This window comes from Pseudonocardia nigra (assembly GCF_019396355.1).
Taxonomy (GTDB): domain Bacteria; phylum Actinomycetota; class Actinomycetes; order Mycobacteriales; family Pseudonocardiaceae; genus Pseudonocardia; species Pseudonocardia nigra.
On sequence record NZ_JAHKRK010000224.1, the window covers coordinates 1 to 13,171 of the forward strand.

13 protein-coding genes are annotated in these 13,171 nt (G+C 73.5%); 10 read left to right on the top strand and 3 right to left on the bottom strand.

The genetic code is table 11. The annotated features are described in order from the left end of the window. Positions 1-132, bottom strand: a 132-nt coding sequence (locus KME75_RS47640; RefSeq protein ID WP_504739532.1) for an Rv1486c family protein, incomplete at its 3' end; no start/stop codon positions are given. 151 nt (positions 133-283) lie between these two features. On the opposite strand from KME75_RS47640, the gene KME75_RS34525 reads away from it, so the two are divergent. From KME75_RS34525 to KME75_RS34535, 3 genes are all read left to right on the top strand, one after another. Next, positions 284-1,096, top strand: a complete 813-nt coding sequence (locus tag KME75_RS34525; RefSeq protein WP_219419142.1) for a DUF3097 domain-containing protein — start codon at positions 284-286, stop codon at positions 1,094-1,096. 34 nt (positions 1,097-1,130) lie between these two features. Further along, positions 1,131-1,568: an NfeD family protein gene (locus KME75_RS34530; protein ID WP_219419143.1), complete on the top strand. Its 438-nt coding sequence runs from the start codon at positions 1,131-1,133 to the stop codon at positions 1,566-1,568. 70 nt (positions 1,569-1,638) lie between these two features. Then, complete coding sequence (locus tag KME75_RS34535) at positions 1,639-2,931, top strand: SPFH domain-containing protein (protein WP_219419144.1); 1,293 nt, start codon at positions 1,639-1,641, stop codon at positions 2,929-2,931. A gap of 143 nt (positions 2,932-3,074) precedes the next feature. Here KME75_RS34535 and KME75_RS34540 read toward each other — a convergent pair whose 3' ends face one another. Continuing rightward, the gene (locus KME75_RS34540) at positions 3,075-3,929 is read right to left on the bottom strand and encodes a glycosyltransferase family 2 protein (protein ID WP_246633414.1); all 855 of its coding nucleotides are present in this window, start codon (positions 3,927-3,929) and stop codon (positions 3,075-3,077) included. Positions 3,930-4,274: 345 nt separating this feature from the next. Here KME75_RS34540 and KME75_RS34545 point away from each other — a divergent pair, with 345 nt between their 5' ends. From KME75_RS34545 to KME75_RS34565, 5 genes are all read left to right on the top strand, one after another. Beyond that, positions 4,275-5,258, top strand: coding sequence for a glycosyltransferase family 2 protein (locus KME75_RS34545; RefSeq protein ID WP_246633415.1), 984 nt, complete (start codon positions 4,275-4,277; stop codon positions 5,256-5,258). A gap of 90 nt (positions 5,259-5,348) precedes the next feature. Beyond that, the gene (locus tag KME75_RS34550) at positions 5,349-5,726 is read left to right on the top strand and encodes a hypothetical protein (RefSeq protein ID WP_219419145.1); all 378 of its coding nucleotides are present in this window, start codon (positions 5,349-5,351) and stop codon (positions 5,724-5,726) included. A gap of 40 nt (positions 5,727-5,766) precedes the next feature. Beyond that, a complete protein-coding gene (locus KME75_RS34555) occupies positions 5,767-7,242 on the top strand; it encodes a lipopolysaccharide biosynthesis protein (protein ID WP_219419146.1) in 1,476 nt (491 codons plus the stop codon). Further along, on the top strand, positions 7,239-9,224 hold the full coding sequence (locus tag KME75_RS34560; RefSeq protein WP_219419147.1) for a hypothetical protein: 1,986 nt from the start codon (positions 7,239-7,241) through the stop codon (positions 9,222-9,224). The genes KME75_RS34555 and KME75_RS34560 overlap by 4 nt, the downstream gene beginning before the upstream one ends. Before the next feature lies 1 nt (position 9,225). After that, positions 9,226-9,627: an alanine and proline-rich secreted protein Apa gene (locus tag KME75_RS34565; protein ID WP_219419148.1), complete on the top strand. Its 402-nt coding sequence runs from the start codon at positions 9,226-9,228 to the stop codon at positions 9,625-9,627. A gap of 24 nt (positions 9,628-9,651) precedes the next feature. Here KME75_RS34565 and KME75_RS34570 read toward each other — a convergent pair whose 3' ends face one another. Then, on the bottom strand, positions 9,652-11,175 hold the full coding sequence (locus tag KME75_RS34570; protein WP_219419149.1) for an NAD-dependent succinate-semialdehyde dehydrogenase: 1,524 nt from the start codon (positions 11,173-11,175) through the stop codon (positions 9,652-9,654). A 96-nt stretch (positions 11,176-11,271) separates the two neighbouring features. On the opposite strand from KME75_RS34570, the gene KME75_RS34575 reads away from it, so the two are divergent. Both KME75_RS34575 and KME75_RS34580 read left to right on the top strand, forming a co-directional pair. Continuing rightward, positions 11,272-12,441 (top strand): acyl-CoA dehydrogenase family protein, encoded by a 1,170-nt coding sequence (locus KME75_RS34575; protein ID WP_308283350.1) that lies wholly within the window; start codon positions 11,272-11,274, stop codon positions 12,439-12,441. Then, positions 12,438-13,171 (top strand): acyl-CoA dehydrogenase family protein (locus KME75_RS34580; RefSeq protein ID WP_219419151.1); only part of this gene is annotated, 734 nt, incomplete at its 3' end. The genes KME75_RS34575 and KME75_RS34580, both read left to right, overlap by 4 nt.

A 13,171-nucleotide genomic window follows, 5' to 3' on the forward strand; every position in this document is an offset into this window, starting at 1 on the left:
GTCCGGGTCGGCGGCCTGGACGTCGTGGGCGTCGGCCCAGGGCCCGAGGGCGTCGAGCACGTCGTCGGGCGCCGCCGCACCGGCGAGCCAGGCCGAGGTCCACACGGTGAAGGTGGCGGAGGGGCGGGGCACGGGGCCAGGCTAGCCACGTCCGGGTGCGTGGGCACTCCTCCGTGGAGCGTGAAGCCGACCACGCCGCGTCATCGCAGGTCGCCGGCAGTGGGAGGGCCGCCCCCGCGTGTCGCTCCCGTCGGGCGTGGTCGGCGCCGGGTAGAACGACCGGGTGACCCGCGCGCATGACTACCGAGGGGCATTCGGCGCCGACGGCACCCGCCACAGGGTCCGCAGGCCGATCCCGGAGGTCCCGGCCGAGCCGGGGCTCGTGGTGGAGGACGCGGCGAGCGGCTTCTGCGGTTCCATCGTCGCGGTCGACTCCCGTGCGGTCACCCTGGAGGACCGCCACGGCGGGCGCCGGGTCTTCCCGCTGCAGCCCGCGGCGTTCCTGCACGAGGGCGCGCCCGCCACGCTCGTCCTGCCCGCGCGGGCGCCGGCCGGCCCGGCCCGCTCGGCGTCGGGCTCGGTGAAGGTGGTGGGCCACACCGCGCGGACCGCGCGTGCCGCCCGCATCTTGGTGGAGGGCCTCCACGACGCCGAGCTCGTGGAGCGGGTGTGGGGCCACGACCTGCGGGTCGAGGGGGTCGTGGTCGAGCCGATGCACGGGATGGACGACCTCGCCGCCGCCGTCGCCGAGTTCGGGCCGGGGCCGGAGCGGAAGCTCGGGATCCTCGTCGACCACCTCGTCGAGGGGTCGAAGGAGACGCGCGCGGCCGCCGCCGTGGCCGGACCGCACGTGCTCGTCACCGGGCACCCCTACGTCGACGTCTGGCAGGCGGTGAAGCCGACGGTCGTCGGGATCAGGGCCTGGCCGCAGGTGCCGCGTGGCACCGACTGGAAGACCGGGGTGTGCGCCGAGCTGCGCTGGGGCGAGCCCGCCGACGGCGCCCGGCGCGTGCTGGGCGCCGTCCGCAGCTTCCGGGACCTGGAGACGCCCCTGATCGGCGCCGTCGAGCAACTCATCGATTTCGTGACGAACTGATCACCGGCGGCCGCCGTCTGGCAGGATCGGGCCCATGGTGCCCGCTGTGATCTGGCTCATCCTGGGCGTCCTGCTGATCGCGGCCGAGGTGCTGTCCGGCGAGTTCGTGCTGCTGATGCTCGGCGGGGCGGCCCTCGCCGCGGCGGGCGTGTCGTTCGTCGTGCTGGACTCCCCGATCGTCGGCGGCGTGGTCTTCGCCGTCACCTCGGTGCTGCTCCTGCTCGCGGTGCGTCCGGCGCTGCGGCGCAGGCTGGACCGCGGCGTCGAGCCGACCGACATGCACACGCGGGCGCTCGTGGGCAACGCCGCCGTCGTCATCGCGCGGGTGGACGGCCACGGGGGCCGGGTCAAGATCGGCGGCGAGGTGTGGTCCGCGCGCGCCTTCGCCGACGACGACGTCATCGAGGAAGGCACGCGCGTCACGGTCGTCGCGATCTCGGGGGCGACCGCGCTGGTCGTCGCGCAGGACTAGCGGGGCGATGTGCCTGATCCGCTGCCGGTGAGATCCACTGGGCGGCGGGGGAGAAGAGGGGAGGGAACCCATGGACGTGAACGTGGTGCTGCTCGTCGTCGTGGCGCTGCTCGTGCTGCTGGTGGTGGTGTCGGTGGTCAAGGCGGTGCAGATCATCCCGCAGGCCACGGCCGCCGTGATCGAGCGGCTCGGCCGCTACAAGGCGACCGCGGATCCGGGGCTCGTGTTCCTGGTGCCGTTCATCGACAAGGTCCGGGAGCGGATCGACCTGCGCGAGCAGGTCGTGTCGTTCCCGCCGCAGCCGGTGATCACCCAGGACAACCTGACGGTCAACATCGACACGGTCGTGTACTACCAGGTCACCAATCCGAAGGACGCCGTCTACGAGATCTCCGACTACATCAACGGCGTCGAGCAGATCACCACCACGACGTTGCGCAACGTCGTGGGCGGGATGAGCCTCGAGGGCACGCTCACCTCGCGGGACCAGATCAACACGGTGCTGCGCGGCGAGCTGGACGAGGCCACCGGCCGCTGGGGCATCCGCGTCGCCCGGGTGGAGATCAAGGCCATCGACCCGCCGCCGTCGATCCAGGAGTCGATGGAGCGGCAGATGAAGGCCGACCGCGAGAAGCGAGCGATGATCCTCACCGCGGAGGGCCAGCGGGAGTCGGCGATCCGCAGCGCCGAGGGGCAGAAGCAGTCGCAGATCCTCACCGCGGAGGGCGCCAAGCAGGCGGCCATCCTCGACGCCGAGGCCGAGCGGCAGTCGCGCATCCTGCGGGCGCAGGGTGAGCGGGCGGCCCGCTACCTGGAGGCCCAGGGTGAGGCGAAGGCCATCGAGAAGGTGTTCGCCGCGATCAAGGCGGGCAAGCCGACGCCGGAGCTGCTGGCCTACCAGTACCTGCAGACCCTGCCGGAGATGGCGCAGGGCGAGGCCAACAAGGTGTGGCTGGTGCCGTCGGACTTCGGCAAGGCGCTCGAGGGCTTCACCCGGATGCTGGGGGCACCCGGCGAGGACGGGGTGTTCCGGTTCGAGCCCTCACCGGTCGACGACGCGGTCGGCGCGGCCAGGCCCGAGGACGACGACGAGTCGATCAAGGACTGGTTCGACACGTCGACCGACCCGGAGATCGCCAGGGTGGTGGCCGACGCCGAGGCCCAGGCCCGCAAGGAGGTGCCCTCCCTCGGCACCCCGGGCGCGGACCCGCTCGGCGCGAACGCGCAGGCCCCGGCCGGGGGAAACGGGCCGGCCCAGCGGGGCGGTGCGGAGCCGAAGGGCCTGCCGGCGGCTCCGCCGCCGGGGCTGCAGAACGGGCCCGCCGGGCGGCAGCAGTCGGCGGACACCCCGCCGCAGCAGTAGGAATCCCGCGACTCGCGTGTCGGGAACGGGCGACTCGCGTGTCGGAACGGGCGACTCGCGGAAATCCCGCGAGTCGCCAGTTTTCGGCGCCCGAGTCGCCCGTTTTCCGCACGCGGATCGCCCGGCTCGCGGAAGGGGAGCGCTCAGGCGGCGGCGCGGTCGCTGCGGCGGGCGGCGAGCTTGGACACGGCGAACAGGGCCCGCCGCCGGGCGCGCCCGGCGGGGGCGAGCATGCGGCCCACCGCGAGGTCGACCGATCGCACCTGGAAGTGCTCGGACCCGCCGAGGTCCTCCAGCAGCAGCCGCTGCTCCTCGTAGATGGCCTGCTCGTTCTCCGCCGAGACCGAGCCCCGGCCGATCCGGAACGCGGCGAGCGTCTCGGGGAGTCCGAGGAACTCGCCGTACTCGAGCAGCCGCATCCACATGTCGAGGTCCATGATGTACTTGCGGTCGGCCCGCCAGCCGCCCGCAGCGAAGAAGTCGTCGCGGCGGAACAGCACGCCGCCGGGCTCGCCGATCGGGTTGGCGCCGCTGCGCACCACCCGCCGGGCCACCTCCACGCCGCTGCGCACGCCGGTGAGGCCGCCGAGCCCGCGCCGGGGCACGATCACCCGGCTCTCCTCGTCGATCATGTGCCGCCGCGAGGCGACGACGGCGAGCCCGGGGTCGGCCTCCATCGGCCCGATCTGGAACTCGAGGCAACGCGGGTGCAGCAGGTCGTCGGCGCAGACCACCTTCACCAGCGGTGCGCGGCTGAGCTCCACGACGCGGTTCCAGTTGTCGGGCTGGGAGAGGACGGAGGGGTTGCGCACCACGCGGATCCGCGGATCGCGGAAGGACAGGGCGATCGCGCCGCTCTCGTCCGGGCTGGCGTTGTCCAGCACGACGAGCTCGAACTCGCGGTAGGTCTGGTCCAGAACGCTGCGGATCGTCTCGGCCAGGAAGCGCTCGCCCTTGTAGACGGGGATGCAGACCGAGACGCTCGGCATCGGCAGCATCACAGTGCTCCTCTCCTGACGACTCTCCTGACGATCGGGACGTGGCGACGGTACTCGCCCCATCCGGGGGAACCGTGCGGCCCTCCGGGTGCACCATCGGGGGACCGCGGCCGGCGCCCGCTCGCCCCGTCCGTAGAGTGCCGGGCGAGGACGCCGGGTTGCTCGGGCCGAATACCGCAACGACGCTACTCCGAACGGTGTGACGCCGTCGCTCAAAAGTGACGTAACGCGATGGGGGCCCACGCAGATAAGCCGAGTGAAGACGAGTGTCCTGGGTAGTGGCTCCGGCGACGACAGGTACGAAGGCGCGAACACACCGCGAGTGCGGTGGGGGGGAGAACGGCGATGCAGCGGAACGGCAACCCGCGGGTGTCCGTGGTGGTGCCGACCCGGAACGAGGCGCGGAACCTGGAGGTCGTCCTCCCGGCGATCGCCGCGGTGCGTCCTGCGGTTCACGAGGTCATCGTCGTCGACGGCAACTCCGTCGACGGCACGATCGAGACCGCGCAGCGCGTGCTTCCCTGGGTCAAGGTCATCACGCAGACCCGCAAGGGCAAGGGCAATGCCATGGCCTGTGGGTTCGCCGCCGCCACCGGCGACGTCATCGTCATGTTCGACGCCGACGGCTCGGCCGACCCGGCGGAGATCCCGGCCTTCGTCCGCGCACTGATCGAGGGCGCCGACTTCGCCAAGGGCAGCCGCTTCGTGCGCGGCGGTGGCAGTGACGACATCACGCTGCTGCGCAAGTCCGGCAACGCCGGCCTCAACGGGGTCGCCAACGCGCTGTTCGGCACGTCGTACACCGACCTCTGCTACGGCTACAACGCGTTCTGGGCCGACATCCTGCCGGTGCTTGACCTGCCCCCGATCGAGGCGCCCGCCCCCGCGGAGGGAATGATCTGGGGCGACGGGTTCGAGATCGAGACGGTGCTCAACTGCCGGGTCGCCGCGGCCGGGCTGAAGATCACCGAGGTGCCGTCGATGGAGCGCGAGCGCATCTTCGGCCAGTCCAACCTGCGCACGTTCGCCGACGGCACCCGCGTGCTGCGCACCCTCGCCGCCGAGCGCCGCCGCGCGCAGCGCCGCCGCGCCGAGCGGGTGCAGGTGGAGGAGCAGTCCCGCGCGGTCACCCCGCCAGGGGGCATCCCGGTGGTGCCGGTCGAGACGGCCACCGCCCCGAACGGCCTGCCCCTGGCCGACGCCGCCGCGCACGGCCCGCGCCCGATGCCGCAGCCCCGCGTCCCGGCCGTCGAGCAGCAGCAGGTCAGGCGCGAAGGTGGCCGCGACGGCGGGGCCGTGCGGCTCGCCCTGGAGGAGGAGGCGTCCTGACCGGGGGCGTGCCTTCTCTACACTTTCGACACCGACGGGATGCGCCGGGGTGTCCGGTGACCACGTCCGGGTGACGAACGGAGTATGACGGTGAGCGTGCCCTCTACCGCCGAGCTGACGCGCGCCAGGGTGGCGCGCCGGGTGGTGGCGCTGCTCCTGGTCGTGGCGGGACCGCTGGCCTGTGTGCTCAGCCTCATGAACATCACCGACGGCGTGCTCGGGGACGTCCGCTTCGTCGTCACCACGGCCTTCCTAATCCTGGGGCCGGGCTGGTCGGCGGCGGGGTTCCTGCGCCGCGCACCCGCCGCGCACGTCTGGCTGCTCACCGTCGGGGTGGGTGTCGCGGTCACGCTGCTGATCTCTCAGATCATGGTGAGCACCGGGCTCTGGGAGCCGGCCGCGGCGCTGTACCTGGTCACCGTGGTGAGCATCCCGTTCCTGCTGCGCCACGCGGTGGTCGCCCAATGACCGCCCCGTGCACCGTCCCGCACCCGGTGGTCGCCGCGTCGTGAGACCCCGCCACCCGACCCCCGGCCACCGCTCGGCCATCGTGCGGCCGGGCCATGACGGCCGCCCGCATCCGGATCCGCGGGCCGATCCGCCCACCGAGGTGCTCGACCCGGCCGGCGCGCCCACGGTCCGGCTGCGGGCCGTGGTCGCCGACACGGTGCGGATCCCCGCGGTGCAGCGCGGCGGTGCACCGACCGACGACACCGGCAACGCCGGGCTGAACGACGGCCTGGCACTCTCGCTGAGCTCGCTGCTGAACTCGGTGGCGGGGTTCCTGTTCTGGATCATCGCCGCGCGGTTGATGGTGCCCGCGGTGGTGGGCGAGGCGCAGCTGGTGGTCAACGCGCTGATCCTCGTCGGTGGCGCCGCCCAGCTCAACCTGGGCATCGGGCTCATGCGGTGGCTGCCGGGTGCGGGCCGGCACACGACCAGGCTCATCTGGACCAGCCTGCTCCTGATCATGCCGCTGTCGGGGCTGGTCGGGCTCGTGTACGCGCTCGTGGTGCCGCAGCTGGCCGAGATCTCGGCGGGTCCCGACGGGCCGTTCGGTCTGGGTCTGTTGCTGTTCGTGCTCGGATGCGCCGGGTGGGGCGTGTTCGTCGTACACGACTTCATCGTCGTGGCGCTGGGCAAGGCCTGGTGGGCCGTCTGGCGCAACGGGTTCTTCGCCGCGGCGCGCCTCGGCCTGCTCGTCGTCCTCGCGGGGGTCGCCGGGCTCGGGTCCTACGGCGCGGCGCTGTCCTGGCTCGTCCCGATCGTGGTGTTCGTCGCCGCGGGCTCGGCCGTCATCGCGCTGCTGGCGCGACGCGTCACCCGTGACGCGCCGGCCGGGACCGTGCCCACCCGCAAGGAGGCGCTCGCCTTCCTCGGCCCCACCGCGGTGGGGCAGATGGGCGGCGTCCTGCTCTACAACCAGGTGCCGCTGCTGCTGAACCTGCGGTTCGGCACCGAGACCGGCGCCGTCTTCTTCATCGTGTGGCAGGCCGTCACGGTGCTCGACATCGCGGGCATGTTCTTCATGAACTCGCTCGCGGTGAACGTCGCCCGGGAGCCGCACCGGGCCGCCGAACTCGCCGCGGCCACCCGCCGTAGGCTGCTGGTGATCTTCCTGCCGGCACTGGCGCTGGGCGCTGCGCTGGCCCACCCCCTGCTGCTGCTGTTCTTCGGTCCGGCCTACGCCGAGGCCGACACCGTTCTGCAGCTGCTCCTGCTGGGGCTCGCGTTCCGCCTGGTCGTGCTGCACGAGCTCGGGGTGCGGCAGGCCGTGGGCCAGGCGATGGGGTACGCCCGTTTGCAGCTGGTCAGCACGGTGCTGGTGCTGCTCGTCGCCGCCGTCGTGCCCGTGGTGGGTGGGGGCGTGTCCGCACTGGTGCCGGTCGCGCTCGGCTACATCGCGGTCCAGGTGGTCTGCGCCGCCGCTGTGATCTTCTCCCCGGCCCGCCGCCGGGCCGAACTGGAGGTGCCTTCCCGGTGACATCGACGGACACCCGTTCCTCGGGTGAGGGGCCGCGCCCGGGCGCACCGCGCCCCGCCGCCGGCGTCGACGCCGCGACCACCGCCGTGCGCGCCCCGGGCCCGGCGGATGCCACCACCGCACTGCCCATCCAGCAGCAGCAGAAGGCACGGGCGAAGTCGCACGTGCGGCGGCGGCCGTCGCCGGGGGTGCCGCTCGCCGGGCTGCCTCCGGTGGTGCACCGCTGGCTCTCACCGATGCTCGCGCTGGCCGCCGTGGCGATGCTCCCGGTGGCCGCGGCCACCACCGACCTGTCCGTGATGGACGGGTGGGGGCTGGCCAAGGTGCTCAGCCCGGCGGCGTGGGCGGCGATGGCGCTCGCCGTGGCCGCGTGCGTGGCCGAGCTGTGGTCGCCGCGCCCGCGGATCCCCATGCTGGGCGCCGCCACCACGGTGTTGATCCTGTGCTCGTTCGGGCTCCCGTCGGTGGTGCAGCCGGTGGCCCGGTTCACCACTGCGTGGCTGCTCGCCGGGTTCACCGACGCGATCGCGGGCGACGGCATCCCGCCCACCGGCGTGGACGCGCGGTTCTACTGGCCGGGATTCTTCGCGCAGTGGGCGTGGTTCCGCGACGCGGGCGGGGCCACGCAGCTGGACGAGGTGCTGCGCTGGTTCCCGCCGATGGTCGTCGGGGTGTGGGCTATCGGGATCTACGCGCTCGCCCGGTCCCTGCTGGGCGGCACCCGCACGCCGTGGGTGGCCGCGTGGCTGTTCCTCGGCCTGAACTGGATCGAGCAGGACTACTTCTCGCCCCAGGCCACCGCGATCGTGCTCCAGCTGACGGTGCTGACCTTCGCCCTCGGTCCGCTGGCCACCCGCCGCACGGACCCGGCGGGGGTGCCCGGCTGGCCCGCCCCGCACGCCGAGGCGAAGAAGCTGCCGCTGCTGCGGCGCTGGCTCGTCGCCGCGATGACGCCGCCGAACCGGCCGACGCTGCCGCCGCGGCAGCTGCTGCTCATCTATTTCTGCGCCGCGCTGTGTCTGCTGGCCATCGCGCCGTCGCACCAGCTCACCCCGATCGCGCTCATCGGTCAGCTCGTGGTGCTGGCGGTGGTGGGTCGGATCCGCGGCCGGACGCTCGTGCTGGTCGGGATCCTCGCCGTGGGGGTCTACCTCATCGTGGCCGCGCGACCGTTCTGGGTGAACCAGCTGAGCATGCTGCTCGGCAGCGGCGAGGACGGCGGTGCGATCGAGAACGGCGTGGCCGACCGATTGATGGGGGACACCGGCCAGGTCGCGGTGAAGATGCTGCGCATCCTGGTACCCGGCTTCACCTGGCTGGTGGCGATCGCCGGGGCGTGGGTCTACTGGCGGCGCCGACGCGACCTCGTGCCGATCGCGCTCGCGGTCGTGCCGATGGGCGTGATCGTCCAGGGCTACGGCGGCGAGGTGTTCATGCGGGTCGTGCTCTACGGCCTGCCGGTGCTCACCATCCTCTGCGCCGACGCGCTGCGCGCGGCCGTGCGCCGCTGGCGGTGGATGCACTACGTCCTCGCCGGGGGCATGGTCGGCCTGTTCGCGCTGCTCGTGCTGATCCGCGGCGGGAACGACGCCTACCAGACGGTCTATCCGGAGGATGTCGCGCTGGCCCGGCAGACGATCGCCGAGACACCGCACGGCCAGGAGATCGTGCCGCTCAGCCACGTCGGTCCGTACGGGGTGGAGGGCATCGACACCCACAGCGGCGGCAACGTGATCGACGGTTGCTCCCAGCTGGCCAACGACCCGATCCGGTGCATCGACGCCGACGCCCCCGACGTGATCATCACCTTCACCTCGGTGGAACGCGAAGGCGTGGTGCTCGAGGGCAAGGAGCCCGGCTGGAGTCTGCGGCTGATCCAGGAACTGGTGGCGTCCGGTCGCTACGTCCTGGCCTACCAGGACGGCTTCAACGCGGTGTTGAAGAAGGCCGTTCCCGGCCCGCTCGCCGAGGTGGGTGGCTGACGTGATCAATCCTGCGGGAGACGTCTGGGTCTGGCTCGCGGCCCTGTTGCTGCTCGTCGTGCTCGGGGCGAGGGCGTGGGCGGTCGAGACCAGCAGGGGCCGGCTGGGGCGGACCCCCACGAACGTCCGGGTGCTGAACCTGGCGTCCGTGGGTGCGTTCGGGCTGCTGATGTGGTTCGTCGCGATGCAAGGCGGGAAGCTGTTCGTCGACTCGGTGATCAGCGGTACCGACCCGTCCGACACGTACTACGCGGTGCCACCGGACCAGTCGGTCCCGGCACCGGATGCCATCGTCCCGGCCCAGCCGAACGCGCCGGTCGACCCCAACGCGCCCGTCGACCCGAACGCGCCGGCGGGCGGGGCTCCGGGCCCGGACCCGAACGCCCCACCGGCCGGCCCCTGAGCACGGGGCCGGCCGGCGGGCGGGTCAGCCGCCGAAGCCGATCGCCACGTACTTGGTCTCGAGGAACTCCTCGATCCCGACGCTGCCGCCCTCGCGGCCGAGCCCGGACTGCTTGATGCCGCCGAACGGCGCGGCGGGGTTGGACACCAGCCCGGTGTTGAGCCCCACCATCCCCGACTCCAGCCGCTCCGAGACGCGCAGCGCCCGCGTCAGATTCTCCGTGAACAGGTAGCTGACCAGCCCGTACTCGGTGTCGTTGGCGGCGGCGACGGCCTCGTCCTCCGCGTCGAACACGCTGATGGCGGCGACCGGACCGAAGATCTCCTCCGACGTCAGGCGGGCCTCCAGCGGCACGTCCGTGAGCACCGTGGGCGGGTAGAAGTAGCCCGGCCCGTCCGCGGGCTCCGCCCCGACCCGCACGGACGCGCCGCGGTCGACGGCGTCCCGGACGAGCCCGATCACCTTGTCCCGGCCCTTCGCGTCGACCAGCGGGCCGACCTGCACACCGTCCTCGGTGCCGCGGCCGACCCGCAGGCCGCCCATCCGCTCGGCGAGGCGGTCGGCGAAGGCGTCGGCCACCGAGCGGTGCACGAGGAACCGGTTGGCCGCGGTGCAGGCCTCGCCCATGTTGCGCATCTTCGCGAGCATCGCGCCGTCGATCGCCTTGTCGAGGTCGGCATCGTCGAAGACGAGGAACGGGGCGTTGCCGCCGAGCTCCATGGACGTGCGCAGCACCTGCTCGGAGGCCTGTTCCAGCAGCAGCTTGCCGACCGCCGTGGAGCCGGTGAAGGAGAGCTTGCGCGCGCGACCGTCGCGGATGAGGGGCTCCATGACGCCGCCCGCGTCGGAGGTGGTGACGATGTTCAGCGCGCCGTCGGGGAGGCCGACCTCGGCGAGGATCGCGGCGAGCGCGTGCATCGACAGCGGGGTCTGCGCCGCGGGCTTGAGCACGGTGGCGCAGCCCGCCGCGATGGCCGGGCCGATCTTGCGGGTGCCCATGGCCATCGGGAAGTTCCACGGGGTGATCAGCAGCGACACACCGACGGGCTGCTTCTGCACGAGGAACCGGCTCGCGCCGTTGGGCGCCACCGCGTACCCGCCGTCGATCCGCACGGCCTCCTCGGCGAACCAGCGGAAGAACTCGGCGGCGTAGGTGATCTCCCCCTTCGACTCGGGGAGCGGCTTGCCCATCTCGAGGGTCATGAGCAGCGCGAGGTCGTCGATCCGGTCCATGATCAGTTCGTAGGCGCGGCGCAGGATCTCCCCGCGCTCCCGCGGCGGCATCGCGGCGAAGGACTGCTGGGCGTCCGCTGCGGCCGCGAGCGCGGCCATGCCGTCCTCCGGGCCGGCGTCGGCCACTTCGCAGAGGGTCTTGCCGGTGGCCGGATCGTCGACGACCAGCGTCCGCCCGGACGCGGCGGACCGCCAGGAGCCGCCGATGAACAGGCCGGTGGGAACCGCGTCGACGACCCGGGCCTCGTCGGCGGGGGAGGGGGCGCTCGCGCGGGCGTCGACATCGGGGCTGCTCGCCAGGCCGGGGTTCGTCATGGCCGCGATGCTGTCATCTCCGCCGCGCAAATGCAGCCATCCGGTGGGACGAGCGCCACTGTCGTGCTTCGGCACCTCATGGCGCAGGATGGGGCGGTGACCGAGACGTTGCAACGGCTGCCCGCCCTCGTGCCACCACCCACCGACCTCCCGCCGCGCGCCGCCGCGCTGCGGGCAGAGGTCCGTGCCTTCCTCGCGGAGGAACGGGCGGCGGGGCGGTGGGCGCCCCGCGCGGACGTGTGGCTGTCCGGCTGGGACGAGCGCTTCACGAAGGAGCTGGGCCGCCGAGGCTGGCTCGGGATGACGATCCCCGTCGAGTACGGCGGGCACGGCGCGTCCCCGCTGGACCGCTATGTCGTCACCGAGGAGTTGCTCGCCGCGGGCGCACCCGTGGCGGCGCACTGGGTGGCGGACCGGCAGATCGGCCCGACCCTGATGCGGTTCGGCACCGAGGCGCAGCGGCAGCGGTTCCTGCCCGGGATCGCCAAGGGCGAGGTGTACTTCGGCATCGGCATGAGCGAGCCCGACGCCGGCTCGGACCTCGCCGCCGTGCGCACCAAGGCCGAGCGCGTCGACGGCGGGTGGGAGCTCACCGGCACCAAGGTGTGGACGTCGGGGGCGCACCACGCGCACGCGTTCTTCGCGCTCGCCCGGTCGGCGCCGCGCGACGAGCAGACCCGGCACGCGGGGCTGTCGCAGTTCGTCGTGCTGCTGGACTCGCCGGGCGTGCAGATCCGGCCGATCCCGCTGCTCACCGGCGCGCACCACTTCAACGAGGTCGTGTTCGACCGGGTCTTCGTGCCCGACGACATGGTGCTCGGCGAGGTCGGCGCGGGCTGGCGGCAGGTGACGAGCGAGCTGGCGTTCGAGCGCAGCGGGCCGGAGCGGTTCCTCTCGACGTTCCCGCTGCTCGCGGCGCTGGTCGGGGAGCTGGCCGGCACGCGCGGTGCCGAACGCGAGCTCGGCGGGCTCGTCGCCCGGCTGTGGACGCTACGCCGGATGTCGCTGGCGGTCGCCGGCTCGCTGGAGTCGGGGGAGGCCCCGGAGCTCGCCGCGGCCGTGGTGAAGGACCTCGGCACGCGGTACGAGAACGAGGTGATCGAGGCGGCCCGGTTGCTGGTCGCGATCCCGCCCGACCCGGGGGCGGAACAGGGGTACGCGCGGCTGCTCGCCGACGCCGTGCTGCACGCGCCGGGCTTCACGCTGCGCGGCGGGACCAACGAGGTGCTGCGCGGCATCGTCGCGCGCGGGATGGGGCTGCGATGACCACGGCGGTGAACACCGAGCTGCAGGAGCTGGCGGAGTCGATCTTCGGCGACGCGCGGAAGCCGGACGCCGGCGGCTACGACGGCGCGCTCTGGTCGACGCTGGAGGAGACCGGGCTCGCCCGGCTCACCTTGCCCGCCGACGCGGGCGGCAGCGAGGCCGACCTCTCCGATGCCGCGATCGTGCTCGCCGCGGCCGGGGCGCACGCGGCGCGGGTGCCACTGGTCGAGACCGACCTGCTGGCCGGGTGGCTGCTGCACGCCGCGGGGATCCCGCTGCCCGACGGCCCGCTGACGGCCGCGGCGGGCGGGTTGGCGGTGGACGGCTCCGCGGTGCGCGGCACCCTGCCGCGGGTGCCCTGGGCGCGGGCCGCGGCCGGCATCGCCGTGCTCGCGGGCGAGCAGGTGGTGCTGCTGCGGCCCGACGCGGTGACCCTGACCGAGGGCGCGAACCTCGCCGAGGAGCCCCGCGACACCGTCACGGTGGACGGCACGGCCGAGGCGGTCGCGCCGGCGCCCGCCGGGGCGGCGGAGCAGCTGCGGCTGCGGGCCGCGCTGGGCCGGGCGGCGCTGCTCGCCGGGGCCGCGCGCGGGGCGCTCGCCGCGAGCGTCCGGTACGCGGGGGAGCGCGTGCAGTTCGGGCGGCCGATCGGCCGGTTCCAGGCGGTGCAGCAGCAGCTCGCGCTCGCGGCGGCCGAGGTGGCCGCGGCGTCGGCGGCGGCGTCCGCCGC

Coding starts and splice junctions, on each gene's coding strand:
- KME75_RS34530 (WP_219419143.1), top strand. CDS start 1,131: ATGGTGCCCGCTGTGATCTGGCTCATCCTGGGCGTCCTGCTGATCGCG.
- KME75_RS34535 (WP_219419144.1), top strand. CDS start 1,639: ATGGACGTGAACGTGGTGCTGCTCGTCGTCGTGGCGCTGCTCGTGCTG.
- KME75_RS34540 (WP_246633414.1), bottom strand. CDS start 3,929: ATGCTGCCGATGCCGAGCGTCTCGGTCTGCATCCCCGTCTACAAGGGC.
- KME75_RS34545 (WP_246633415.1), top strand. CDS start 4,275: ATGCAGCGGAACGGCAACCCGCGGGTGTCCGTGGTGGTGCCGACCCGG.
- KME75_RS34570 (WP_219419149.1), bottom strand. CDS start 11,175: ATGACGAACCCCGGCCTGGCGAGCAGCCCCGATGTCGACGCCCGCGCG.